The organism is Amycolatopsis dendrobii, from assembly GCF_014145675.1.
In the GTDB taxonomy this organism is placed as follows: Bacteria; Actinomycetota; Actinomycetes; order Mycobacteriales; family Pseudonocardiaceae; genus Amycolatopsis; species Amycolatopsis dendrobii.
The window spans coordinates 57501-81518 of sequence record NZ_JACGZW010000020.1 but is presented as its reverse complement, the minus strand read 5'-3'; the positions used below and the strand labels follow the sequence as shown (position 1 = coordinate 81518).

The window sequence follows — 24018 nt, the reverse complement described above, 5'->3', positions numbered from 1 at the left end:
TTTTGTCTACGCTTGGAGAATGACAACCGCGTTCCCGGTCACCCGCACGCTGTCCTCCCGTCCCGCCGCCGGGCCTCCGGTCGTGCTGATTCACGGTTTCGCGTCTTCGGCAGCGGCGGACTGGCCCGCCGAGTGCTGGGCCGACCCGCTGGCGGCCGCGGGACGGGAGACGATCGTGGTGCACCTGCCCGGCCACGCGGGCGGTCCGAAGGTCGCCGAGGCCGGCGAGGTCACCGCCGCCCGGGTCGTGGACGCGCTGGCCGAATGCGCGGGCACGGAGGAGGTCGACGTCGTCGGCTACTCGCTCGGCGCGCGGCTCGCCTGGGATCTCGCCCGGCATCCCCGGACTTCGGTGCGCCGCCTCGTTCTCGGCGGGCTGAGCCCGCGGGAACCGTTCGCCGCGGTCGATCTCGCCGCCGCACGAGCGGCTGTCCGAGGCGGACCGTCGCCCGCTGATCCGCTCACCGGTGCGATCGCCGCCATGGCGAGCGCGGGGGACGCGGAGTCGCTGCTGAACCTCGTCGAGGGCCTGGCGGCCGAGCCGTTCGATCCGAGCGCGGGCGTCCCGGCCGTCCCGACGCTGTTCCTCGCCGGACGGGAAGACCTGATGGCGCACGGCATCGAAGAGCTGGCAGCGCAGGTGCCGGGCGCGCGGATGCGGCACGTCGCGGGCGATCACCGCGGCGCGCTCGTCGGAGTGGAACTGCGCGAGGCCGTGCTCGACTTCCTCGGCGCGCCGGACGCGGCCTGACCGGCGAAACGGCCGCGTCCGTGCCAGCCTGTGCTGGTGACGACCTTGGCCCAGCTCCGCAGAACTGCCCTGTCCTACCCGGAAACGGCCGAGCTGACCGTCGACGGCACGGTCGCGTTCGCCGTGCGGGGCAAGGAATTCGCCGCCCTGCGCCCGGATCGGCAGGTCGTGCTCCGGATGACCGGGCCCGACGCGGACGACCTGCGCGCCGAACACCCGACTGCGCGCCGGGTCGCCCGCGCCGGGGTGCGGCTGCCGATCGGGGATCTCGACGGACAGCAGCTGAACCACTGGGTACGGCGGGCGTGGCTGGCCCGCGCGCCGAAGCGGCTAGCCGCCCCGGTAGCCGCGGCGGGCACGGCGGTCGCGGGAGAAGTCGGCGACCTGCCGAGGGCGATCGGGAGCCCGGCCACGCGCGCCCTCCACGCGGCCGGGATCACGACCCTCGCGCACACTGCCGAGCGGACCGACGCCGAACTCCTCGCGCTGCACGGCGTCGGCCCGAAAGCGGTGCGAATCCTTCGCGAGGCTCAGGGCTGACCTGCCGCGGTACGTGAGCCGGCTCCGCTCGGCGGCGGACAGTTATCGCGATGCGCACAGGCCGTTGCGGCGGCCTGGATCGGGCAGAGCACGCGAATCCACGCGGTGTCTCCCGGCTCTGCCCGTCAAGTCAGCGACGCAGCCGAACCGCCGCTGCCAGGACCGGTGTGGCCGCGGCGGTGGCCGCGGCTCCAAACCCGGTGTCGGTAGCGAGAATCCACCGAACGGTCTTCATCGCCAACGTCAAGACCTCGCTGCCGCGCTGGCGCATCTCGGCTTCGAACCGTCCGACGGCCGCGGTGCTGCCGTCTTCGGACAGGTGCCGCACCAGGCTCGCCGCGTCACGAATCGCTGCGCCCGCGCCCATGCCCGCCGTGGGCGGGGTGGCGTGGACGGCGTCGCCGAGGGCGGTGATCCGGCCGGCGGGCCACGGTGCGAGATCAGCCGCGCGGGTGGAGGCGGCGTTGAAGCGGAAAGCGGCGACGCTCTGCGGATCAGCCTTGGCGATGACCTCGAGGGTGTGCTCCGCCCAGCGTCGCTTGCGGAAGGCAGCCAGGATCGCGGCCTGCAGTTCGCCGCCGCGGAGGGTGCGGAGGGCGCCGGTCGCGGCGGATTCGGGAAGCATCGCGCCCCAGATGTAGGTCGGGCCGGTGGTGACGGACATCCGGAGTTCGGGGGCGTCGAGTGCGGCATTGCCGACTGGGTCGAGGAAACCGACGTACAGGGCGGCTCCGTGCGGTGCGATGGCGGTGCCGGAGCGGGATCGCAGTCGTTGCTGCTCGGGCTGGCTGAGGTCGCGGCGGAGGGTACGGCCGGAGAAGCCGATGATGCCTGCCGGACGGTTGGTCGGGCCGCCTGCCAGATGGCGGGCGACTACGGAGTGGGCGCCGTCCGCGCCGACCACCAGATCGGCCGAGATCGGTGCACCGTCGGAGAAGAGAACCTGGGGACCGTCCGCGCTGACGCCGGAGACGGCGCGGCCGAGGTGCAGGTCGTCACCGACGGCTTCGGCCAGCAGGGTGCGCAGGGTGATCCGGTCGACGTCCACGCTTCCGCTGCCGCTCAGGTCGGGTCCGCGGCCGAGGAGCCGGCCGCGGCGGTCCCAGAACGCGTCGCGTTCGCGCAGCCGCAGTGCCGAACCCGAGGCTAGCAACCGCTGCATGATTTTCGGTTCCACCAGTTCCGCGAGCGCCGACTGCGCCCGGTCGTCCAGCGTGATGTGGTAACCGCCGGTCGCGGTCACGTCGGTGTCGCGGTCGAACACCGACACCTCGAATCCCCGGCCGCGCAATCCCGCACCCAGTGCCAGCCCGCCGATTCCGCCGCCGACTACAACCACCCGCATGTCTGACTGTCCTTCCGCTCTGTCCCGAACGGAGCCCACCTTGCCCCGGGTAGTGGACATCGAGTGGCCAGTACATGATGGAACCCGTGGCGAACACCTCGCACCGGGCCCTCCGGCTGCTGTCCCTGCTCGGCTCCGGACGGGTGTGGCCGCTGCGCGAACTCGCCGCCCGGCTCGAGGCCAGCGAACGCACCGTCCGCCGCGACATCGAGACCCTGCGCGGGCTCGACTACTCGATCGCCACCGTCCGCGGTCCGGACGGCGGCTATCGCCTCGCGGCGGGAAACACGTTGCCGCCATTGCTGTTCGACCACGACCAAGCCCTCGCAGTGGCGGTGGCGCTGCAGACCGCGCCCGGCACGATGTTCGGATTGGGCGACGACGCTTCGCGCGCAATGGCGACCCTGCACCAGGTCATGCCTCCCGCGCTGCGGGCGTCGATGGAATCCCTGCGCCTGACCCGGCTGCGGAACTACTGGGAATTTCCTGGACCGCCGATCGACCCCGCTGCGCTCACCGCGGTCGGAACCGCCGTGCGGCACCGGCAGGTGCTGGTCGCCGAGACCCTGCGTCCGGACGGCACCCGCGCCGAACCCGGCGACGCCGACTTCGAGGCCGCACATCGGATCGAGCCGCACCATCTGGTCGTCTGGGCTTCCCGGTGGTATCTGGTCGCGTACGACCGGACGGAGCGGAAATGGCGGGTGCGGCGGGTCGACCGGCTGAAGGTTCGCCCGACCACGCAGCAGTTCCCGGTCCGCGCACTGCCTGCCGACGATCTCGCGCAGTTCGTGATGAGCACCCACGACCGCGGGGACACCCCCGCGCAGTGGCCGTGCACCGGATCCGCCCGGCTCGCCCTGCCCGCGGCCGTCGTGGCGCGCTGGGCTCCGGGCGGTTCGGTGGTGGAAGACCTCGACGCCGACCATTGCCGGCTTACGCTCGGGGCGTGGTCCTGGGCCGGGATCGCGGGCATCCTCGCCACTTTCGACGCCGATCTGACTGACGTCCGTCCGGCTGAACTCGTTGCCGCGTGCGGAGAACTCGCCCGGCGATGGGCCGCTATGGGGACTCCGGCCCGGTAGGCGCGGGATCCGGCGGGTCGCCCTCGAAGCCGTTGGCCCAGTAACGGCCGCGCAGCGAAAGGTTCTGCAACATCCCGGTGGCCTCTTCCGCGGACATCGGCGCGGGCTCGGTTTCGAGCCACCACCGCAGGACCGCGAGCTGTTCCCCGACCCATGCCCTGGCCAGCACGCCGAGGTCGATGCGCGGTGTCACGTCGTGGTGGTCGGCCCGGGACCGGAACACCTTGCCGACCCCGTCGATGCGCGCGTCGGTGAACTGCCGCAGCGCCCGGCCGTCGCCTTCGCCGCGCAGGATGAGCAGGTAAAGATCCCGGTTCTCGCGGGCGTGCCGGAACAGCTCGAGTGCCGGTTTGCCGGTGAAGCCCACCGAGGACGCCGGGACCAGCGGGCGCAGCCGTTCGTCCAGTTCCTCCTGGAGTTCGGCGACGACGTGCCGCAGCAGCGCGTCCTTGTCCGGGTAGTGGCTGTAGAACGTCGCGCGGCCGAGGTCGGCCCGTTCGGTGATGTCCTCCACCGTCACGTTGGCGTATCCGCGTTCGAGCACCAGCGACACCAGCGCGTCGCGGAGCAGGCCGCGCGTGCGGCGGGTCCGTCGGTCAGTGGTCGGCAAGGGGCCCCCTTCGGTCGTTGCCGGCCCGAGTGTAGCGAACTGTTGACACCGCGACTGTTAATAGACAAAGTGTCCAGCATTGGTCAATCTGACGGAAAACAGGGAGTCGGCGTGAACCTGGGCAGCTATGTCACCCGTGCCAGCACGTTCTGGCCCGATCAGCAGGCGCTGGTGTGCGGCGAGCGGCGGTGGTCCTACCGCGAGCTGGAGAAGCGGACCAACCGGCTGGCGTCCGCGCTGCTCGCGTCCGGCGTCGAGCCCGGGCAGGCGGTCGCCACCTTCGCCGGCAACAGCGCGGAACTGGTGGAGACCGAGATCGCTTGCTACAAGGGCGGTTTCCTGCGCGTGCCGATCAGCGCGCGGCTGTCCGCGGGCGAGGTCGAGCACATCCTGGCGGACGCGGACGTGCGAGTGCTGCTCGTCGACGCCGAGCACGCCGAAGCGGCACAGAAGGCCGCCGCCGGGACCTCGTGCGCGCTGATCGACTACGACGGCCGCACCCCGGAGGCCCGGTCTTACGCCGACGTGCTGGCGGCGGGGTCGCCGGAGCCGGTCGCGGTCGAGGTGGGCGCGGAGGATCCGGCGGTCCTGCACTTCACGTCCGGGTCCACCGGGAAGCTCAAGGCCGCGGTGCAGACGAACGGAAACCGGCTGGCGAACATGCGCAAGCGGTTGATGAGCCCGGAGGGCGCGCCGTCCGCCTCGGAGAAGTACCTTGCGGCGGGGCCGATCACGCACGCCACCGGAATGGGTTTGCTCGCGGCCTTTTCCCGCGGGGCGACCGCGGTGGTGCTGCCGCGGTTCGGTGCGGCGGAGTTTCTGGAGGCGGTCGAGAAGGAACGGATCACCTCGACGTTCCTGGTGCCGGTGATGCTGAACATGGTGCTGTCGCACCCCGCCGTCCGCGCCGCTGACCTGTCCTCGCTGCGCTGCCTGCGGGTGGGCGGCGCGCCGGTGTCGCCGCAGCGCTTGCGCGACGCGGTGGCGGCGTTCGGCCCGGTGGTGATGCAGGGGTACGGGCAGGGCGAGACCACCAGTGGCGTCACGGTGCTGACCTGCGACGACGTGGTGCGTGGGATCGAGAAGGACCCGGAGCTGCTGTCCTCGGCCGGGCGGCCGCTGTTCGACTCCGAGGTCCGGGTGGTCGACGACGAAGGACAGCCGGTGCCCGCCGGGGAGCTCGGCGAGGTGGTGGTGCGCGGTCCGGACTGCGTGACCGAGTACTGGCACGAACCGGACCTGTCCGCGGAGACGTTCCGCGACGGCTGGGTGTACACCGGCGACATCGGCTACCTCCGTGCCGACGGCTATCTGTTCATCGTGGACCGCAAGAAGGACATGATCATCTCCGGCGGTTACAACATTTTCTGCACCGAAGTGGAGTCCGTGCTCTACGAGCATCCCGCCGTTTCCGAGGCATGCGTGGTGGGCGTGCCCGACGAGCAGTGGGGCGAAGCGGTGAAGGCGGTTGTCGTCCGCCGCTCCGACGTCACCGCCGAGGAGCTGATCGAGTTCTGCGCGGAACGGCTGGCGCGGATCAAGAAACCCCGTTCGGTGGACTTCGCCGGCGGACTCCCGGTGAACCGCAACGGCAAGATCGACCGGCGCGCGGTGCGGGACCGGTATTGGGCGGGCGAAGCCCGGAAAGTCCACTGAGGAGGCCCGGCATGTCCTTCACCCTCACTCCGGCTTACGACGGCAACCCGCGGCTCGCGGAGCTCGTCGGCCGGCTGCGCGAATACCTGTCCGGCGAGCTCGCCGACTACGAGGCCACGCTCGGGCTGACCCCGGAGACCCCGCTGACCCGGGCGATGATCGAACCGGTGTGGAAACGCTGCCGCGAGCTGGGTTTCTACGGTGTCCACCTGCCCGCCGAGTACGGCGGCCTCGACCTGACGTACACCGAACTGGCCGCGCTCAAGGAGGAAGTCGGCGCGTCCGGCCGGATCCTGTACCACTGCGTGCTCGGCGACCTGGGCGGCCCGCTGCGCGCGGGCGCGATCTTCTCGACAGCTACCGAGGAACAGCGCGAGCGATACCTGCTGCCGGTGGTTCGCGGGGAACGGGCGTGCTGCTTCTCGCTGACCGAAACCAATGCCGGGTCGGACGTGCGGGCCATGCGCACCACCGCGACCCCGGACGGCGACGGCTGGCGGATCAGCGGCCACAAGGTGTTCTCCTCGGCCGGTCCGATCGCGGACTTCTCGGTGCTGGTCGCCCGGATGGCGGGGGAGGACGAGAGCTACTCGGCCTTCCTGGTCGACCTGGACTCGCCGGGCTGCACCGTCGCCGACGGCGAGGTTCCGATGTCCGGCCAGCACATCGAGTCGGACATCGTCCTCGACGACTGCTATGTCGGCCCGGAGCAGCTGCTCGGCCGGGTCGGCGACGGGCTGCGCATCGGGCTCGGCCGGGTCACCACCAACCGGCTGCTGCACTGCCCGACGGTGCTCGGCCACGCCCGCCGCGCGCTGGAACTCACCATCGAATTCGCCCGCACCCGCCAGGTGTTCGGCGGCCCGCTGGCGGCGCTGCAGTCGATCCAGCACAAGATCGCCGACATGGCCACCGCGTACTACGCGGCCCGCTCCATGACCTACGACGCACTGTCCGAACTGGACTCCGGGAACAAGCCGAGCACGGAGGCGTTCATGTGCAAGCTGTTCGTCGCGGAGAACGCCTTCCGCATCGCGGACGAGGCGGTGCAGATCCACGGCAAGGCCGGGCTCGTGCGCGGGGCCGAGGTGGAGTGGCTGTTCCGCCGCCTGCGGATGTTCCGGGTGCTCACCGGCTCGTCGGAGATCCAGAAGAACGGCATCGCGAAAGCCCTGCTCCTGCCGTCCGGGACCCGGCGATGAAGCCCGCGGGCACCCGGCCGCGCTCGGCCGTGCCGGCCGGCGCCGCGGGGAGCACCTGGCTGCGCCGCTGGTCGGTAGTCGCCATGCTGCTGCTGTTCATGCTGATCAACTACGGCGACAAGACCGTCCTCGGACTGGCCGCGCGCCCGATCATGCACGAGTTCGGGCTGAGCCCGTCGCAGTACGGACTGCTGTCGAGCTCGTTCTTCTTCCTGTTCAGCGTGTGCGCGCTGGCGGTCGGCCTCGCGTCGAGCCGGATCTCGACCCGGTGGATCCTGCTGGTGCTCGCGCTGATCTGGGCGGTGACCCAGGTGTCGGTGGTCGCCGCGAGCGGGATCGGGCTGCTGCTGGCCAGCCGGATCGCGCTCGGCGCTGCCGAAGGACCGGCGCAGCCGATGGCTCTCCACGCGGCCCACAGCTGGTTCCCCAACGCCAAGCGCAATATCCCGAGCGCGCTGATCGTCGGCGGCGGCGCGCTGGGCGGGGCGATCGCGACCCCGCTGCTCACCGTGGTGATCGTCCATTTCGGCTGGCGCGCGGCGTTCCTGGCCATGTTCCTGGTCGGCTGCGTCTGGTGCGTGCTGTGGCTGGTGATCGGGCGCGACGGTCCGGTCGACCGCGCACCGGCCGGGGCGGCGCCGCTCCCGGCCAGCCGGGTGCCGTACCGGCGGATCCTGCTCTCCGGAACCTGGCTCGGCGGATTCACGGGCGCGTTCGGTGCGTACTGGACATCCACGCTGATGGTCGCGTGGCTGCCGTCCTACCTCGAGATGGCGCTCGGCTACAGCACCGGCGAGGCCGCCGCGATCGCGACGATTCCGTGGGTGGCCGGGCTGATCCTGACCTTCACGCACGGCGCGCTCACCCAGTGGCTGCTGCATCTCGGCGTGCCCAGCCGGATCGCCCGCGGCATCCTCGGCGGCTGCGTGCTGATCTTGGCGGGATTGGCGATGGTGCTGCTGCCGACTGTCACGCAGCCCACGCTGCGGATCGTCCTGATCGCCGTGGCGTTCAGCTTCCACGGCGTCACTTTCGCCAACGGACAGACCGTCAACAGCGAGATCAGCCCGCCCGCGCAACGAGGTGCGGTGCTGTCGGTCAGCGTAGCGCTGGTCACCGTCGCCGGGCTGCTCGCGCCGTATGTCACCGGTCGGCTGGTCGAGGCCGCTGACGGACCGGCCGCCGGTTTCGCCACCGCCTTCGCCATTCCCGGAGTCCTGATGATGGCGGGCGGCGTGGCCGCGTTGTTCTTCGTCCGCCCCGAACGCGACGCCCGGCGCATCGCGGCACTCGCCGTAGTCAAGGAGAAACCGTGACCAGCCCGTACACAGTGGACAATGCTTACTGGAGCCGCGGCTACGTCGACCCGGCCTTCGTCCGCCTCGGCATGACGCGCGCCAGGGAAACCGGCCCGACCCGGCGGGTGTGGCGCGGCGCGGGCCCGCGCTGGGACCTGCCCGAGGATCCGCACGACCTGGACCACCTGCTCGTGACCCCGAAGGCCGGGGGAGCCTCGGTCACGTTGACCGAGTTCCTGGCCGGCGCGGAAACCGACGCGATCCTGGTGGCGCACCGGGGAAAGGTCGTGTACGAGCGGTATTTCCACGGCATGCGGCCGCACGACGTCCACCTGTCCGCATCGGTCGCGAAGTCGTGGACCGGACTGCTCGCCGCGATGTTGCTGGACGAAGGCGTACTGGAGGCCGATCAGCCGCTGGCCCGTTACGCGCCCGAACTCGCCGGCACCGCGTTCGGCGACGCCACGATCCACCACCTGCTGCACATGGGCACCGTCATGGACTACGGCGGCCGGCCGTTCTGCAAGCCCCTTGAGGCACAACGGTATTTCGCCGCCGTCGGCATCGTGCCCCGTCCCGCTGGCTACACCGGCCCGGCCAGCGTCAAGGAGCACCTCGCCACCGCGCGGGCCGTCGCGCCGCCGGGCACTGAATTCCGCTACGACAACGGAAACACCGAAGCGGTCGCCGAAGCCCTTCGCCGCGTCACCGGCGTCAGCCTCGCCGATCTGTGGAGCGAACGCGTCTGGTCCCACCTGGGCGCGGACGAGGACGGCGCGTACTGCCTGGATTCCACCGGAACGGAGATCGCCTGCGGCCGCTACAGCGCGACCCTTCGCGACCTTGCCCGGGCAGGGGAGATGCTCCGTCGTGGCGGCGCGATCAGCGACCGGCAGATCGTGCCGGAACGCGTTGTCGCCGATCTGGCCAACGTGCCGCCCGGGCCCGCGCAGCGCGCCCTGCCGACCGGTGCCGCGCGGCCGATCGGCTACCACAATTTCTGGTGGGTCACCGGCGACGGCCACGGCACGTTCGGCGCGCGAGGCATCCACGGCCAGCGCTTGCAGGTCAGTCCGGGGCGGGAGCTGGTCATCGCGCACTACGGTTCGCACGTGATGTCGCCGTCGGTCCCGGTGCCGCCGCTGGAAGCGGTGTTCGCCCAGATCGGCGACCACCTGGCCGGGTAGCGCAGGCGCCGGACCTTCCCGGCGGCCGGCCGGGAAGGTCCGGGCCGAGTTCGGGCGCCGTGCCGTTCGCCTGCGCTGAGGGCGCGCCCGGCGGGTTCGCGTCGCGAGTCGTCCCGCCGGAACCCGGGGCGTGCCCGAGGGCGGTCCGGCAGCTTGGCGGCGGCCCGGCCGCTCCGCTGGTCCGGGCGGCGACGCTCGCGTCGCGCGGAGGCAGCGAAGCGCCGCCGCGACCGTGGCCGCGGACATGACGAGCAACTGGATCCGCTGCGGCAGGCCGGTCAACCCGAACGGGTAGCACGCCAGGCACCCGATTCCGGCGACGGCCCAGACCGCGACCAGCAGGCGGACCAGCCTCCGGTCCCGCCGGGCGCCGGACGCGGCGGCGAGCCTGCCGAGCGCGAGCGCGACGCAGCCGACCGCGAACTGCGCCACCACGCTGGCTCCGAGATGCGTCAAGTGGTGCCACGAGACCTGTCCGGCGAATTCGCGCCGCTCGCAGCCCGGGTCCACAGTGGACACGCAGTCCGGGACGAAAGCCGCGTCGGCCACGGTAGCGACGCCGAAGACGACGAGGCTCCACCAGGTCACGGCCGCGGCCCGGCCCGGCGGCAGCACCCGCCGCAAGAGCAAGGCCGCGGCGACGTATCCGGCTCCGGCGACGAGGTCCCCGGTCCGGAACAACTGCTGATACGGCTGGAACACCGGGTAGTGCTCGCTGACGAAGCCGCGGACCGGGGACAATCCGGTCGGCAGCACGAATTCGAGCAGCCACGCGGCGTAAGCGGTCCCGGCCGCGAGCAACAGCCAGCCCGCCGGTCTTCGGGCAGCCGAGTCCGGACGGCGGGCGGGGCGGGGCCAAGGGGCCCGGACCGGGCGCGGAAGCCGGGCCGAGTCTCGCATCGCGATTCCTTCCGGCGACTGCCGAGCGCGGAACCTCGGTTCAGTCGTGCTGGCCAGGTTGTTCTTCCGGAGCGGCGCCCGGCTCGCCGGTGTCGATCGTCAGCTTCAGGTAGCGCTCGATGCCCAAGCGCCGCCAGCCCCGGGCGTGCGACGGGCGGACCTGGGGGAGAGCGGCAGCCGCGTCCAGGATCTCCGGTGCGGTCACCCGGTAGCTGTCCCCCTTCGTCTCGACCGTGGCGTGGCCGGCGGCACGGACGTTGCGGACCCAGTCGGTTCGCGGGCCGTAAGGCAGCGGAATGACGAACCCGTCCTCGGTGCGGTCGGCGACCACAGGCGTGGCGTACTCGGCGCCGGAACGGCGTCCGGTGTGCCGCAGCACCGCCGCGTAGCAGAATCGCCGGCCGGCGATCCGCAGCATGGCCGGGTTGAGGATGTGCTTGGTGAAGCTGCGCAGCGCGTCTTTGCCGGAGTGCTGCCGGACTGTCGCCAGCACGCGGTCTTTGATGGCCATCGAGTCCTCCCGTGTCGGATTGCCGGGTCGAGTCCATGGTCGTGCCGCCCGGGTGTCCCGGGCAGGAGGAGAAGGCCCTGCCCGGCGTGGACGTTGGTTCCCATCAGACGGCCAGGGCACCGCAGTGCTCACACCCCGGGATTGAGCCCCTTCTCCGCGCGGAAATGCTGCTGCAGCGCGCGTTTCGCCACCGTCGCGGTGAACGCGAGAGCTGCGGCGGCGACCAGCGCCAGTGCGGCCAAACCGAGCGCGTACGAGCCGAGACCGCCGTAGAGCGCGCCCATCACCAGCGGCGGGATGAATCCGCCCAGACCGCCCGCGGCTCCGACGATTCCGGTCACCGAACCGACCTTGTTCGCCGGGACGAGCATGGCGACCATCGCGAACACCGCACCGCTGCCTGCGCCGAGTGCCGCGGCCATCGCCAGGAACGCGACCGTGCCCAGAGGCATCAGACCTGGGCTGAACGCCTGCACCGCGGCGCAGGCCGTGACGACCGCGAATACTCCGCCGAGCACGCGCACGGGTCCGAAGCGGTCCGAAAGCCATCCGCCGACCGGGCGCATCACCACGGCGAAGAGCACGAAACCCGCCATCCGGTTGGCGGCGTCGGTCTGGGCCAGTCCGTAGCCGGTCTTCAGGTAAGCCGGGAGGTAGACCGAAAACGCGACGTATCCGCCGAACGCGATCGCGTACAGCGCCGAGGCCTGCCACGTCACCGCGAGCCGGAGGGTCTCGCGCATCCGCCGGGCCAGCGGCTCCGTCGGCACCGCGCGGCCCGGTGCGTCACGCAGCAGGGCGGCGGCGAGGATCGCGTATCCGACGAGGACCGCGGCGGTGATCAGGAACGGGGTCGCGACACTCCCCGCTTTCACCAGCGGGACGGTGGTCAACGCGCTGATCGCGGTTCCGCCCATGCCCGCCCCGAACACGCCGATCGCCAGCCCGCGCCGTTCGGGCGGGAACCAGGCGTTGACGAACGGGACGCCGATCGCGAACGACGTGCCGCCGAGGCCGAGGAAGAAGCCGCCGATCAGGAGGGCGGCCAGCGACGAATGCCCGGCGAGGCCGAGGAACAGCACCGGCAGCGCGGTCAGCGCCGAGAGCACCGGGAACATGATCCGGCCGCCGTAGCGGTCGGTGAGCGCGCCGACCGGGATCCGGCCGAGCGAACCGACCACGACCGGCACGGCGACCATCAGGGCCTGCTCGAACGCGGTCAGCTTCAAGGAGTCCTTGAACAGCGGGCCGAGCGGGCTGAGCAGCGCCCAGGCCCAGAAGTTGAGCGCGAACCCGGCGGTCGCCATGGTCAGCATGAGCGCCGGTCTGCCGGGTCCGGCAGGGCGGTCCTGTGTCGAGGTCATCGACGCCTCATTCGTGTCGTTCGGGTGCCCGCCGGCCGGCGGGGACTCCTCCAGCGTCCGGTATCCGCGTTGCCGGAAGCAGAGCCGAATTCCCTCCGCGGGAGGACGAAGGTCCCGACTGTCCACTCCGGACTAGAAGGTCAGGAAGCCCGCCGCGGCAACGGAAACCAGTCCGGCGAGTTCGACCAGCCCGATCCGGGACGGTCGCCGCGACGGGTCGTGCCGCCAGAGCGATCGAGCGGACAGCAGCACGAACGCGACTGCCGGCCACCACCAGCCGGCAGCGACCGCGAGCCCGGCCGTCACGAAGGCGGCGGCGAGTGAGAAAGCCCGCGCCGCAACGGTGTATGCGGGATTGGCGCGTTCGCGGATCAGGGACTTCACCTGCAGCGTGGAGCCGACCAGAGCGACCGCGGCGAGTGCCGCGGCGGCGAGCACGGGAGCGGCGGTCATGGCCGCCCACGGCGCATTGCCTGCCACCACGCCGGCCACGACGGGGACCATCAGCGCGCACTCGGCGATCAGGACGAGGTCGTTGGCCATCGACCGTTCCCGGTGCGCTCGGGCGAACCCGAGGTTGACGCCGAACAGCACGAGATAGCCGAGCAGCGCCCAGACCAGCCAGGGACGTGCGCTCAGCACCACCGCGCCCGCCGTCGCGCACACCGGGGCCCACAGGAGCGCGGCCCGGCGGAAGCGGGCGGGCCGGCGCGCGGTGAGCAGCCCGGTGACTGCCCAGCCCGCCGGATGCGCGGACACCCAGGCCGCCGCGAGCGGGATCAGCCAGCAGGACCAGCCGCCTGCCGCGATGCCGAGCAGGAGCGGCAGGCCGAGAAATCCCCAGGCTCCGTGCTGCGGCGGCAAGACCGGAGCGTGGCGTCGCGTCACCGGAGGCGGTCCGCGGCCCGCGCGGCGACGTCGGCGTCACTGCAGAACCCGGTGCGGCGACGTTTGAGACACAGGAGACCGAGCAACGCACCGTCGCGGTTGATGACGGCGAGTCGCCGCTGCCCGCGGCGGAGCAAGAGCCGGCGCGCGGCTTCGGCGGGCAGGTCCGCCGGGACGGTCCGGCCGGCCAGCCGCGCATACCGCAGCGCCGGGCCGCAGGCGCTGTCGTCCAGGTCTTCGCGGACGAGGGTGCCCAGGAGGCGGCCGGAGTCGGTGAACAGGAGCAGGTGGACGTGGTCGTCGGCGAAGCAGGCCCTGGCCTCGGCGACGGAAGCGTGGGCGGGCAACGTTTTCGGCAGCCGGACGACGACGTCGGCGACTGACGGTTCCGGTTCAGGCACGGGTTCCTCCGGTGGTCCGGTCCCGCACCGCGGCCGGGGAAGGCGCCGGTGCGGGCGGCGCGCCGCGACGGGCGCGATAGACGACGTATGGACGCCACAGGTACGCCAGCGGCGCCGACCACACGTGCACCAGCCGCGTGAACGGCCAGAGCGCGAGCAGAAGGAATCCGCCGACGGCGTGCAACTGGTAGACCAGCGGCGCGTCGATCATCAGATGGGTCCGCGGGGAGAACCAGAATACGCTGCGGAACCAGACGGCGATGGTCTCGCGGTAGTCGTAGCCGTGTCCGAACAGGTTGACGCCGACCGTGGCGGTCATGCCGAGCACCACCATCGCGGCGAGCGCGACATACAGGACTTTGTCCATTGTGGTCGTAGCGCGGCGTACCCGGCCGTTGGCCGCCCGGCGCGCGATGAGCAACACCAAACCGGCGACCAGCACGAGCCCGGAGAGAGTGCCGCCCCACACCGCGACGGCGTGGTAGAGGCCTTCGGGGACGCCGACGGCGCTCGTCAGCCACGCCGGGACCAGCAGACCGGCCGCGTGCCCGGCGATCACGCCGAACGCGCCGAGATGGAACAGCGGCGAGGCCCAGCGCAGAATGCGGCTTTCCAGCAATTGGCTGGTGTGCGTGGTCCAGCCGAACTGGTCGTGGCGCCACCGCCAGACGTGGCCGAGGACGAACACCGCCAGGCAGGCGTAGGGCAGCACGATCCAGACGAACGTGGTCACGGGGCACTCTCCAGGGAGGGACACGAGGCGAAGGCGAACTCGGGACCGAAGCCGATCGCGTCGACGTCGGCTCCGTAAGCGGCCAGCCCGACCGATTCGACCGGCGGGCCGTCCACGGCGAGCGCGGTCACCGCCGCCTGGTCGCCGGGGGTCAGCGGCGGCAGCGCGGCGACCACGGCGGCGAGCACGTGCCGGTACGGCGACCCGGCCTCTTCCAGCGCGCGGCGCAGCAACTCCAGGCCTCGCCGATGCTGGCGCAACGGGGCCTCGCCGTCGCCGGGACCCGCGGCGGCGGCGAATTCCAGCACCACCGGCAGCAGGTCGGGCAGTTCACCGTCGGCCAGGCGCAGGCCGTGCGCGCGATAGCGTTGTTTGAGCGTCAGCAAAGCGATCCCGCGTTTGCGGGTGTCGCCGTGCAGGTAGTAAGTCAGGTAAAGCCCGCTGCGCCGGCGCAGGTCGAACGTGCGCACGTAATGGGTTTCGACGGCAAGCGGTCCGGTGGCGGACAGCCAGTCGAGAAACGCCGACAGCAGGTCTCGGACATCGGGGTGGGCGATCGTGTCGACGGCGGCACGAAGTTCTTCTGCCGCGGCGAACAGCCGGGCGTCGGGATAGGCGAGCAGGACCGACGCGAGGTCGAACAACCGTGCCCGATCCGGCGAATCGACCGTCATGACGCGCCTCCCGCCGGGTCGATGGCCAGCCCGAGCCTGCCGTCGGAGCGGCGGCTGAGAAGGCCGCGCCGTCCCGGGCGGACGCGCTCGTCACCGGAGACGAGGTGGAATCGCTCGGCGGTGGCGGGCAGTTCGGTCATCCCCGGACCGCCCGCGCAGTCCAGCGAGCAGTCCGAAGCGGACGCTGCCTGCGCTTCGAGCGCCGCGGCGTCCTTGTCGTAGGCCGTCGGCACGACGTAGCGCTCGTCGTACTTGGCGATGGCCAGCAGCCGGTACATCGCCTCGATCTGCTCGCTCGACATTCCCACCCCGGCGCACAGTTCCCCGGCGACAGTGCCGTCGAGGGTGCGGGCCCGCATGTAAGACCGCATGGCGGCGAGCTTCATCAGCACTCCGGCGACGGCGTCGGAGTCGCCCGCGGCGAACAGTTCCGCCAGGTACTCCACCGGGATCCGGAGGTCGCGGATGGTGTGGAAGACGTCGTCGGCGTCGGTGTCGTCGCGTCCGGCGGCGCCGACCGCGTCCAGCACCGGCGACAGCGGCGGCACGTACCAGACCATCGGCAGGGTGCGGTATTCCGGGTGCAGCGGCAGCGCGATCCGGTACTCGCCGATCAGCCGCCACACCGGCGACGCCTGCGCGGCGAGCACCCATTCCTCCGGCAGACCCGCCTCGGCGGCGAGCCGGACCGTCTCCGGATCGTGCGGGTCGAGGAACACCGCACGCTGCGCGGCGAGCAGTTCGTGCTCGTCCTCCACCGAGGCAGCGGCCAGCACCGCGTCCTCGTCGTAGAAGACCAGGCCGAGATAACGCAGCCGGCCGACGCAGGTTTCCGAGCAGATCGTCGGCTGCCCGGCTTCGATCCTGGGGAAGCAGAAGGTGCACTTCTCCGCTTTGCCGGTCGCGTGGTTGACGTAGACCTTCTTGTACGGGCACGCGCTCACGCACATCCGCCAGCCGCGGCAACGGTCCTGGTCGACCAGGACGATCCCGTCCTCCTCGCGCTTGTACATCGCCCCCGACGGGCAGGCCGAGACGCACGCCGGGTTGAGGCAGTGCTCGCAGATCCGCGGCAGGTGGAACATGAACGTCTTCTCGAACTCGAACTTGACCCGCGCGGCGGCCTCGGGGTCCATCGCCGCGAGGTTAGGGTCGGTTCCGGCCCGTTCCGGCGCTCCGCCGAGGCTGTCCTCCCAGTTGGCTCCCCACTCCAGGCGGATCGGCTCGCCGGTGAGCGCCGATCGCGGCTGCTTGACCGGAGTGTCGGCGGACCCGGCCGGAGCGTCGAGGAGGAGGTCCTTGTCGAAGGTCGCGGGTTCGTAATAGTCCTCGAGCGACGGCAGGTCCGGGTTCGCGAAGATCCGCGAAAGCCGTTTCGCCCGGCCGCCCGAGCGGAGCACGAGCCTGCCCTTGGCGTCGAGTTTCCAGCCGCCTTTCCAGCGCTCCTGGTCCTCGTAGTGCTTCGGGTAGCCGATGCCGGGTTTGGTCTCGACATTGTTGAACCAGACGTACTCGGTGCCCTCGCGGTTGGTCCAGGTCTGTTTGCAGGTGACCGAGCAGGTGTGGCAGCCGATGCACTTGTCGAGGTTCATCACCATGGCCACTTGAGCGCGGATGCGCATGTCAGTACTCCACTTCCTGGCTGCGCCGCCGGACGACGGTGATCTCGTCGCGCTGGCTGCCGATCGGTCCGTAGTAGTTGAAGGCGTAGGTCAGCTGGGCGTGCCCGCCGGCGAGATGCGTCGGCTTGATCAGCAGCCGGGTCATCGAGTTGTGGTAGCCGCCGCGCTTTCCCTTTCCTCGGCCGCTTTTCTCGGTCTTCGGGACGTTCACCGTGCGCTCGGGGGAGTGGTACTGGAACACCGTGCCCTCGGGCATCCGGTGGCTGACCACGGCTCGGGCGGCGAGCACGCCGTTGCGGTTGACCGCCTCGACCCAGTCGTTGTCGGCGACGCCGATCTTCGCCGCGTCCTCGACGCTCATCCAGAGCACCGGCCCGCCGCGCGACAGCGCGAGCATCAGCTCGTTGTCGTGGTACATCGAGTGGACCGACCACTTCGCGTGCGGCGTCAGGAACCGGACGGTGACGCCGCCGTCGGCGAGTTCGCCGGGTTTTCCGAAGTGCCGCGCCATGTTCAGCGGCGGCCGGTAGCCGGGCAGGTGCTCGCCCAGTTCGGCGACCCAGTCGTGCTCGACGAAGAACTGCTGCCGCCCGGTGAGGGTGTGCCACGGCTTGCGGCGCTCGACATTGATCGTGAACGGCGAATAGCGCCGGCCGCCCTTTTCCGAACCGGACCATTCCGGGCTCGTGATCACCGGCTGCGGGGCCTGTTGCGTGGCCGCGTAGGTGACGTGCTCGGTTTCGTGGCCCTCGACGAGGTCGGCGAACGGCTGCCCGGTCCGCTTTTCCAGCTGGAGGAAGCCTTCGTGCGCCACCCGGCCGTTCGTCGTGCCGGAGAGGGCGAGGATCGCCTCGCACATCCGGTCCGCTGTGGACAGTGACGGCCGCCCGGCGAACGGACCGTCGGCGACGACGCCGTTGCGACGGCGCAGGTACTCCAGTTCCGGGGCGACGTCGACGGTGATGCCCTTGGTCGTGGTGCCGAGTTCGTCCAGCAGCGGGCCGATCGCGCGCATCTTGGCGCCGAGGAGCGTGTAGTCGCGCTCGATCTCGATCAGCTTCGGCATCGTCACGCCCGGCACCGGTTCGCATTCGCCGCGGCCCCAGTCGCGGACCCGCCCGGACGGCGTGGCCAGTTCGTCGGGGGTGTCGTGCTGCAACGGCGCGGCCAGCACGTCGCGGCGGGTGCCGAGATGGGCGACCGCGAGTTCGCTGACCTTGTCCGCCAGCGCCAGGAACGCGTCGTAGTCGGTGCGCACCTCCCCGGGCGGATCGACGGCGGGGGAGAACGCGTGCACGAAGGGGTGCATGTCGGTGGTGGAGATGTCGTGCTTCTCGTACCAGGTCGCGGCGGGCAGCACGATGTCCGAGTGCAAGCCGGTGTTGGTCATCCGGAAGTCGACAGCGGTGAGCAGGTCGAGCTTGCCGGTCGGCGCGTCGTTCCGCCATCGCACGTCGCGCGGGTGTTCGTCCGCGCCGCATTCGTCCGCCGAGGCGAGGGAATCCACGCCGAGCAGGTGCTTGAGGAAGAACTCGTTGCCCTTGCCCGACGAGCCGAGCAGGTTGGCCCGCCACAGGGTCAGGCAGCGCGGGAAGTTCGCCGGGTCGTCGGGATCGTCGGCGACCGCGTGCAGCCGTCCCGCCCGCAGTTCGCCGACGATGTGCTCGGCCGCGCTCACCCCGGCGGCCGCGGCTTCGTCGGCGAGGTCGAGCGGGTTGCGGTCGAACGCGGGATGGCCCGGCGACCAGCCCATCCGCTGCGCGGCCGCGACGGTGTCGGCGAAGGACATCCCGGCCAGCCTGCCTTCTCCGAGCGGGGAAGCCAGTTCGTCGGCGGGCACCTTCTCGTAGCGCCACTGGTCGGTGTGCAGGTACCAGAACGGCGTGGCGGCCTGATGGCGCATCGGGCGCTGCCAGTCGAAGGCGAAGCTCAGGTGCTGCTGGCCGGTGAGCGGCCGAGCCTTCTCCTGGCCGACGTAGTGCGCCCAGCCGCCGCCGTTGACGCCCTGGCAGCCGGTGAGGGTGACCAGCGCGATCAGCGCGCGGTAGGTCATGTCCGAGTGGAACCACTGGTTCGCGCCCGCGCCGAGCGCGATCATCGACCGGCCGCGGCTGCGCTCGGCGTTGCGCGCCAGTTCGCGTCCGATCCGGGCGGCCAGCGCCGCGGGCACGCCGGTGATCCGTTTCTGCCAGGCAGGCGTGTGCGGGGCTTCGGCGTCGTCGTAGCAGGCGGGCCATTCGCCGGGCAGGTCGCCGCGACGGACGCCGTACTGCGCCATGAGCAGGTCGAACACGCCGGTGACGAGCTGGTCTCCGATGCGCACGACGGGAACGCCGCGGCGCATGGTGCCGCCGCCCTCGGTCTCGCCGACGTCGAAGCGGGCGAGGTCGACGGCGACCTGGCCGGTGGCGTGGTCGAGCACGCCGAGCGCGGGCACGACGTCGCCGAGATCGAGGTTCCACCGGCCTTCGCCCCCCGCGCCGTACCGGAAACCGAGGGATCCGTTGGGCACCAAGGGTTTTCCGGTGGCGTCGTCGAGCAGCACGGTCTTGTGCCGCGCGCCCTCGCCGTCGTCGCCGAGATCGGCGGCGGTGAGGAACCGGTCGGTGGCGTAGACCCCCGGCTCTCGTTCCCGCAGCGTCACCAGGAACGGCAAATCGGTGCAGGACCGCACGTAATCGGTGAAGTAGGGGACCTGGCGGTCGCGGAAGAACTCGGCGAGCACGACGTGCCCCATGGCCATCGCCAGCGCTCCGTCCGTGCCCGGGTGCGGGGCCAGCCAGTCGTCGGCGAACTTGACGTTGTCGGCGTAGTCCGGGCTGACCGCGACCACCTTCGTGCCGCGGTAGCGCGCCTCGGCCAGGAAATGCGCGTCCGGGGTGCGGGTGACCGGGATGTTGGAACCCCACATGACCAGGTAAGTCGAGTTCCACCAGTCGCCTGCCTCCGGCACGTCGGTCTGGTCGCCCCAGACCTGCGGAGAGGCGACCGGCAGGTCGGCGTACCAGTCGTAGAACGAAAGCAGCGTGCCGCCGAGCAGCGCGTGGTAGCGGGTGCCCGCGGCGAAGGAAGCCATCGACATCGCCGGGATCGGCGAGAACCCGACCACGCGGTCCGGCCCGAAGGTCTTGGTGGTGTAGACGTGCGCGGCGGCCACCATCGTCGTCGCTTCGTCGAAAGTGGCGCGGACGAACCCGCCGCGGCCGCGCTGTCCCTTGTACGCCTCGGCTTTGCGCGGATCCTCGACGATGTCCGCCCAAGCCGCGACCGGGTCGCCGAACCGCTTCAGCCCGGCCCGGAACATGGTGAGCAGCGAACCCCGCACGTACGGATGGCGCACCCGCGACGGGGAGTACTCGTACCACGAGAACGACGCGCCCCGGGGACAGCCGCGCGGCTCGTAGTCGGGACTGTCCGGCCCGGTGCCGGGGTAGTCGGTCGCCTGGTGCTCCCAGGTGATCAGGCCGTCCTTGACGAAGACGTTCCACGAGCACGAACCGGTGCAGTTCACCCCGTGCGTCGACCGCACGACGCGGTCGTAGCTCCACCGGTCGCGGTAGAACGACTCCCACGCGTTCGCGTCGATCTGGTGCAGGGTCCGCCCGTGGTCGCCGACGGTCTCCTTGGTCAGCAGCCGCCGCACGCCGAGCAGCGGTCCGTGCCCGGGAACGCGGTCGTCGGCGGGCACTGGTCGAGTAGGCAAGGCGACTCCTTCGGGCGGTCCGGCCCGGCGGGACTGTCCCGCTGCGACACCACCCGGGTGCCGGCCGTACGCCACCCAGCTTCGGCGAACGGTGCGGACCGTTCACCAGGCCTACGTCACGGGTCGAAGTGACCTTCGGCCTCGGGCGGCGGGGCCCTTTCGCATCGGCCGGGAGCTAGGCGCCGATGCCGAGCATCGGGCAGTCAGGGGTCTGGTCGGCCTCGAGCCGGTATCCGGGCACCAGCCGCGCCTGGCCGGGCGTGAATTCCACCCACACCGAGCCGGGGCGCAGATCGGGGGTGCGGTCGACGACGATCCCGGTCATGCCTTCGAACTGGCCGCCGTGCGCGCGTACGCGCAAACCGGCGGGGAACCCGCCCGGGTGGGCAGGTCCTGGATCAGCGGTGCGACGAACCATGTCGTCCTCCTTTCCGGAGGAAAGCAGCGGGCTGCTGCTTCAACGATGCCGCGGGCGGAGCCGCGCGGCCGAGACCGCTGCCCCCCGCCGATTGACTGCGGTGCAAGCGAAACCGGCGGCCTCGGCAGGGAGCGGCGGCAGCGGCGGGGCCGGGGGGCGAGGGGAAGAGCCCGTGCCGCCGCCACCGCTCGAGGCGAGAGCGCCGCTGCCGATTCGTCGGGGAGGCACGCGAGCGGCTCTCGCACTTTCGATTCTTCTTCCCGCGGCCGACGCCCGGCAGGGCGCAATGTCCTCGCGGGGAAGGACGAAGGGCCGCGCCGAGACCGGGGGAGCGCCCGTTCTCTCTGCTAGCGTTGCCGTTGTGGTGCAGAAGATCCCGGTGTCCGAGGCGCGGTCGCGGCTGCTCGCGACCGCGACCCGGATCTTCTACGCCGAAGGCCTCCATTCGGTCGGCATCGACCGGCTCGTGGCGGAGGCCAAGGTCACCCGGGCCACGCTGTACCGGCATTTCCCCGGCAAGGAAGACCTCGTCGTCGCGTATCTGCGGGGCGTCTCCGAGATGGAACGCGACGGGATCGGCAAAATCCTCGCCGGCAATCCGTCCGCGGCCGACGCCCTGCGCGCCGTCGCCGAACTGATCGCCGAGAGCATCCAGTCGGCGCACTTCCGCGGCTGCGCGTTCCTGAACGCGGCCGCGGAGTACCCGGACCCCGAACATCCCGTGCACCAAGCTGTCCTGGCGCACCGCGAGTGGTTCCTCCGCACAGTCACGGACTTGCTCGCGCAGATCGGCCCGTCCGCGCCGGAGCCCGCGGGACGGCATTTCGTGATGCTGCGCGACGGGGCGATGGCGTCGGGCTGCCTGACGGACTCGGCCGAGGTCGGCGAGACGTTCCTCCAGGGCGTCGACGGCATCCTGCGGCATCGCCTCGGCTCCGCGTAACTCCTGCCGTAAGACTTCGGAAAGACCGTTCGGCATTGACGCGGCCCGGGCGCACCGCCAGGCTCAGAGGTAGACAGAACGTTCGTTCTACCTAAGCTTGGGAAGGATCCTCGTGGCCACCATCGACAAGCCAACCGCGACCCCGTTGCGCCGGCTCTACTTCGTGCGATTCGCCTTCGCGATCGTCTGGGCCGCGCTGCTGTTCCTCACGGCGAAGTCGCATCTCGGTCCGATCGGGGTCGTGCTCGTCGTCGGGTATCCGCTGTTCGACGTCGCCGCCGCGGTCGTGGACGCGCGCTCGTCCCGTGCCGCCGGGCTGTACGTGAACATCGCGATCAGCCTGCTGGCAGGGATCGGCCTCGCGATCGCCAGCGCGTCCGGCGTCCCGGCGGTGCTGCGGGTGTGGGGCGCCTGGGCGATCGTGGCCGGTCTCGTCCAGCTGATCGTCGCGGTCGGCAGGCGCGGCATGGGCGGCCAGTGGCCGATGATCCTCAGCGGCGGCATCTCGGTGCTGGCCGGGGCGAACTTCATCCTCGGCGCCGGTGCGGCGGACCCGTCGCTGGCCGCCGTGGCCGGATACGCGGTGCTGGGCGGGATCTTCTTCCTGGTCTCGGCGATCCGTCTCGGCCGGGCCGGGGACGCACGGCTCAGGCGAGCGTGAGGAAGAGTTTCTCCAGCTGCTCCTCGGTCATGGCGGCCTCGTTCCCTTCGCTGTCGCCGGAGACGCAGTCGCGCAGTCCGCTGGCGATGATCTTGAATCCGGCCCGGTCGAGCGCGCGGGAGACGGCGGCGAGCTGGGTGACGACGTCTTTGCAGTCGCGTCCTTCGTCGATCATCGAGATGACGCCGGCGAGCTGGCCTTGCGCGCGGCGGAGCCGGTTGCGGACCTGGGTGACGGTGTCCTGGTCGCCGATCATGGCTGGTCTCTCCCTGTGCGGCCGGTGGAATTCTCGGGTGGTCAGGTGCGGTTCTTGCGCCACGGCCAGGAGCGCGGCGGGCGTGGTTCGGCGGGGTGTCCGGGGCACCACTGTCCGGCGGGGACGGCGGCTTTGACCTGGGCGATGTGCTGGCCGCAGCCGGACCAGGTGGTGTTGCCGCAGGTGCGGCAGGGAACGGGACGGCACATGGTCATCCTTCCGGAATCGTCGGCGCGCCGGTGCGCGGGCGGCGGAGTTCGGCGAACGCGGGGACGGCGGCGGTCGTGCGCAGGGCGTCGAGCAGGGCGCGTCCGTCGGCGGGGGAGGGCAGTTCGGTGAGCACGGGGCCGAAGAACGCGCGGCCGTCGATCTCGGTGATCGGGCTGCCGCCGGTTTCCCCGAGCGCGTCCTGGCTGGCCTGGTGTGCGTCGTGCACGGCCGGGTCCGCGTCGGTCGAATGCGCTTGGCCGGCAAGGTCTTCCGGCAGGCCCGCTTCGCGCAGGGCGGCGCGGAGGGCCGTGTCGCTGACCGGTTGCCGCTGCTCGTGGATGCGGCGGGCGAGCGCGATGTGGAAGCGGGCGGCGGCGGCCGGGTCCTCGATCGCGGCGCGGACCCGGCCCGCGTGCAGCGAGTCCTCGATCCGCTGCCGGTGCGATTCCGGCACGGGGTTTCCCTCGTTGAGCACGGCCAAGCTCATCGGCCGCACCGAGAACTCCGTTTCCGCGTCGGCGAGCCAGCGGTAGGCGAGCCAGGCGAACGGGCAGACCGGATCCCCGTAGAGCACCACGCCGGTCATGTCAGCTCCCGGTCGAGCGCGTCGAGTGCGGATTCGAGCCGTGCGGCGGCTTCCGCGGCGACCTCGGCGACGCCCGCCTCGGGCGCGACCTCGGCCATGACGGCGGGATTGACCGCCTCGACGATCGCGCCGCCGGCGCCGTGCTCGCGGACCACCACGTTGCAGGGCAACAGCAATCCGATCTCGCGGGTCGCGGTCAGCGCGCGGTGGGCGAGCGGCGGATTGCACGCGCCGAGGATGGTGTAGCGCTCCATCCGCTCGTCGAGCTTCTCGCGCATGGTCGCCTGCACGTCGATCTCGGTCAGCACGCCGAAACCGGCGTCGGCGAGCGCGGCGCGCGTCTTGGCCAGCACGTCGTCGAAACCCGCGCCTGGGTAGGTGCGGGACAAACTCAGCTGCACGGCAACTCCTTTCCCGGTTCCTTCACAATACCCCCGGGGGCATTGCACATGCCCCCGGGGGTATCTGTCAAGC

The 24018-nt window shown here is 71.3% G+C and carries 24 protein-coding genes and 1 pseudogene; 9 read left to right on the top strand and 16 right to left on the bottom strand.

Annotated elements, in window-relative coordinates; all coding sequences use genetic code 11:
* Positions 1 to 19: 19 nt before the first annotated feature.
* Positions 20 to 751, top strand: a complete 732-nt coding sequence (locus tag H4281_RS41035) for an alpha/beta fold hydrolase (RefSeq protein ID WP_182896242.1) — start codon at positions 20 to 22, stop codon at positions 749 to 751.
* Positions 752 to 787: 36 nt separating this feature from the next.
* Entirely contained in the window at positions 788 to 1291 is a 504-nt protein-coding gene (locus H4281_RS41030; RefSeq protein ID WP_182896241.1) for a helix-hairpin-helix domain-containing protein, read from the top strand.
* Between the two features lie 130 nt (positions 1292 to 1421).
* Here H4281_RS41030 and H4281_RS41025 read toward each other — a convergent pair whose 3' ends face one another.
* Positions 1422 to 2636 (bottom strand): FAD-dependent oxidoreductase, encoded by a 1215-nt coding sequence (locus H4281_RS41025; protein WP_182896240.1) that lies wholly within the window; start codon positions 2634 to 2636, stop codon positions 1422 to 1424.
* Between the two features lie 86 nt (positions 2637 to 2722).
* Here H4281_RS41025 and H4281_RS41020 point away from each other — a divergent pair, with 86 nt between their 5' ends.
* Entirely contained in the window at positions 2723 to 3721 is a 999-nt protein-coding gene (locus tag H4281_RS41020; RefSeq protein WP_182896239.1) for a helix-turn-helix transcriptional regulator, read from the top strand.
* Here H4281_RS41020 and H4281_RS41015 read toward each other — a convergent pair.
* A complete protein-coding gene (locus H4281_RS41015) occupies positions 3699 to 4331 on the bottom strand; it encodes a TetR/AcrR family transcriptional regulator (protein WP_182896238.1) in 633 nt (210 codons plus the stop codon). The genes H4281_RS41020 and H4281_RS41015 overlap by 23 nt on opposite strands.
* Before the next feature lie 111 nt (positions 4332 to 4442).
* On the opposite strand from H4281_RS41015, the gene H4281_RS41010 reads away from it, so the two are divergent.
* Genes H4281_RS41010 through H4281_RS40995 form a run of 4 tightly spaced genes read left to right on the top strand, consistent with a single transcriptional unit; the run spans position 4443 to position 9674 of the window.
* Entirely contained in the window at positions 4443 to 5987 is a 1545-nt protein-coding gene (locus tag H4281_RS41010; RefSeq protein ID WP_182896237.1) for an AMP-binding protein, read from the top strand.
* A gap of 11 nt (positions 5988 to 5998) precedes the next feature.
* Positions 5999 to 7189, top strand: coding sequence for an acyl-CoA dehydrogenase family protein (locus H4281_RS41005; protein WP_182896236.1), 1191 nt, complete (start codon positions 5999 to 6001; stop codon positions 7187 to 7189).
* Positions 7186 to 8505, top strand: a complete 1320-nt coding sequence (locus H4281_RS41000; RefSeq protein ID WP_182896235.1) for an MFS transporter — start codon at positions 7186 to 7188, stop codon at positions 8503 to 8505. Before H4281_RS41005 ends, H4281_RS41000 begins: the two co-directional genes overlap by 4 nt.
* Complete coding sequence (locus tag H4281_RS40995) at positions 8502 to 9674, top strand: serine hydrolase domain-containing protein (RefSeq protein ID WP_182896234.1); 1173 nt, start codon at positions 8502 to 8504, stop codon at positions 9672 to 9674. The genes H4281_RS41000 and H4281_RS40995 overlap by 4 nt, the downstream gene beginning before the upstream one ends.
* Positions 9675 to 9902: 228 nt before the next feature.
* Here H4281_RS40995 and H4281_RS46875 read toward each other — a convergent pair.
* The 10 genes and pseudogenes from H4281_RS46875 to H4281_RS40945 form a co-directional block, all read right to left on the bottom strand.
* Positions 9903 to 10574, bottom strand: a pseudogene (locus H4281_RS46875) (DUF998 domain-containing protein); the annotation flags it as partial.
* Between the two features lie 40 nt (positions 10575 to 10614).
* Positions 10615 to 11085: a nitroreductase family deazaflavin-dependent oxidoreductase gene (locus tag H4281_RS40985; RefSeq protein ID WP_182896233.1), complete on the bottom strand. Its 471-nt coding sequence runs from the start codon at positions 11083 to 11085 to the stop codon at positions 10615 to 10617.
* Between the two features lie 128 nt (positions 11086 to 11213).
* Positions 11214 to 12449, bottom strand: a complete 1236-nt coding sequence (locus H4281_RS40980; protein ID WP_182896232.1) for a nitrate/nitrite transporter — start codon at positions 12447 to 12449, stop codon at positions 11214 to 11216.
* A 132-nt stretch (positions 12450 to 12581) separates the two neighbouring features.
* Positions 12582 to 13337, bottom strand: a complete 756-nt coding sequence (locus tag H4281_RS40975; RefSeq protein ID WP_182896231.1) for a YwiC-like family protein — start codon at positions 13335 to 13337, stop codon at positions 12582 to 12584.
* Positions 13334 to 13738: a CBS domain-containing protein gene (locus H4281_RS46480; protein ID WP_182896230.1), complete on the bottom strand. Its 405-nt coding sequence runs from the start codon at positions 13736 to 13738 to the stop codon at positions 13334 to 13336. The genes H4281_RS40975 and H4281_RS46480 overlap by 4 nt, the downstream gene beginning before the upstream one ends.
* Complete coding sequence (gene narI, locus H4281_RS40965) at positions 13731 to 14471, bottom strand: respiratory nitrate reductase subunit gamma (RefSeq protein WP_182896229.1); 741 nt, start codon at positions 14469 to 14471, stop codon at positions 13731 to 13733. Before narI ends, H4281_RS46480 begins: the two co-directional genes overlap by 8 nt.
* On the bottom strand, positions 14468 to 15145 hold the full coding sequence (gene narJ, locus H4281_RS40960; protein WP_182896228.1) for a nitrate reductase molybdenum cofactor assembly chaperone: 678 nt from the start codon (positions 15143 to 15145) through the stop codon (positions 14468 to 14470). The genes narI and narJ overlap by 4 nt, the downstream gene beginning before the upstream one ends.
* A complete protein-coding gene (narH, locus tag H4281_RS40955) occupies positions 15142 to 16767 on the bottom strand; it encodes a nitrate reductase subunit beta (RefSeq protein WP_182896227.1) in 1626 nt (541 codons plus the stop codon). Before narH ends, narJ begins: the two co-directional genes overlap by 4 nt.
* Before the next feature lies 1 nt (position 16768).
* On the bottom strand, positions 16769 to 20470 hold the full coding sequence (locus tag H4281_RS40950) for a nitrate reductase subunit alpha (RefSeq protein ID WP_182896226.1): 3702 nt from the start codon (positions 20468 to 20470) through the stop codon (positions 16769 to 16771).
* A 175-nt stretch (positions 20471 to 20645) separates the two neighbouring features.
* A complete protein-coding gene (locus tag H4281_RS40945) occupies positions 20646 to 20888 on the bottom strand; it encodes a hypothetical protein (RefSeq protein WP_182896225.1) in 243 nt (80 codons plus the stop codon).
* Between the two features lie 379 nt (positions 20889 to 21267).
* On the opposite strand from H4281_RS40945, the gene H4281_RS40940 reads away from it, so the two are divergent.
* Together H4281_RS40940 and H4281_RS40935 are read left to right on the top strand one after the other, a co-directional pair.
* Positions 21268 to 21831, top strand: a complete 564-nt coding sequence (locus H4281_RS40940; protein WP_182896301.1) for a TetR/AcrR family transcriptional regulator — start codon at positions 21268 to 21270, stop codon at positions 21829 to 21831.
* Positions 21832 to 21943: 112 nt separating this feature from the next.
* On the top strand, positions 21944 to 22492 hold the full coding sequence (locus tag H4281_RS40935; RefSeq protein ID WP_182896224.1) for a hypothetical protein: 549 nt from the start codon (positions 21944 to 21946) through the stop codon (positions 22490 to 22492).
* Here H4281_RS40935 and H4281_RS40930 read toward each other — a convergent pair.
* The 4 genes from H4281_RS40930 to H4281_RS40915 are packed head-to-tail and all read right to left on the bottom strand — an operon-like array spanning position 22479 to position 23945.
* Entirely contained in the window at positions 22479 to 22748 is a 270-nt protein-coding gene (locus tag H4281_RS40930; protein ID WP_182896223.1) for a metal-sensitive transcriptional regulator, read from the bottom strand. The genes H4281_RS40935 and H4281_RS40930 overlap by 14 nt on opposite strands.
* A 41-nt stretch (positions 22749 to 22789) precedes the next feature.
* Positions 22790 to 22957, bottom strand: a complete 168-nt coding sequence (locus H4281_RS40925; protein ID WP_182896222.1) for a DUF8730 family Cys-rich protein — start codon at positions 22955 to 22957, stop codon at positions 22790 to 22792.
* Positions 22958 to 22959: 2 nt separating this feature from the next.
* The gene (locus tag H4281_RS40920) at positions 22960 to 23544 is read right to left on the bottom strand and encodes a mycothiol-dependent nitroreductase Rv2466c family protein (RefSeq protein ID WP_182896221.1); all 585 of its coding nucleotides are present in this window, start codon (positions 23542 to 23544) and stop codon (positions 22960 to 22962) included.
* Entirely contained in the window at positions 23541 to 23945 is a 405-nt protein-coding gene (locus H4281_RS40915; RefSeq protein WP_182896220.1) for a DUF302 domain-containing protein, read from the bottom strand. Before H4281_RS40915 ends, H4281_RS40920 begins: the two co-directional genes overlap by 4 nt.
* Positions 23946 to 24018: the final 73 nt, after the last annotated feature.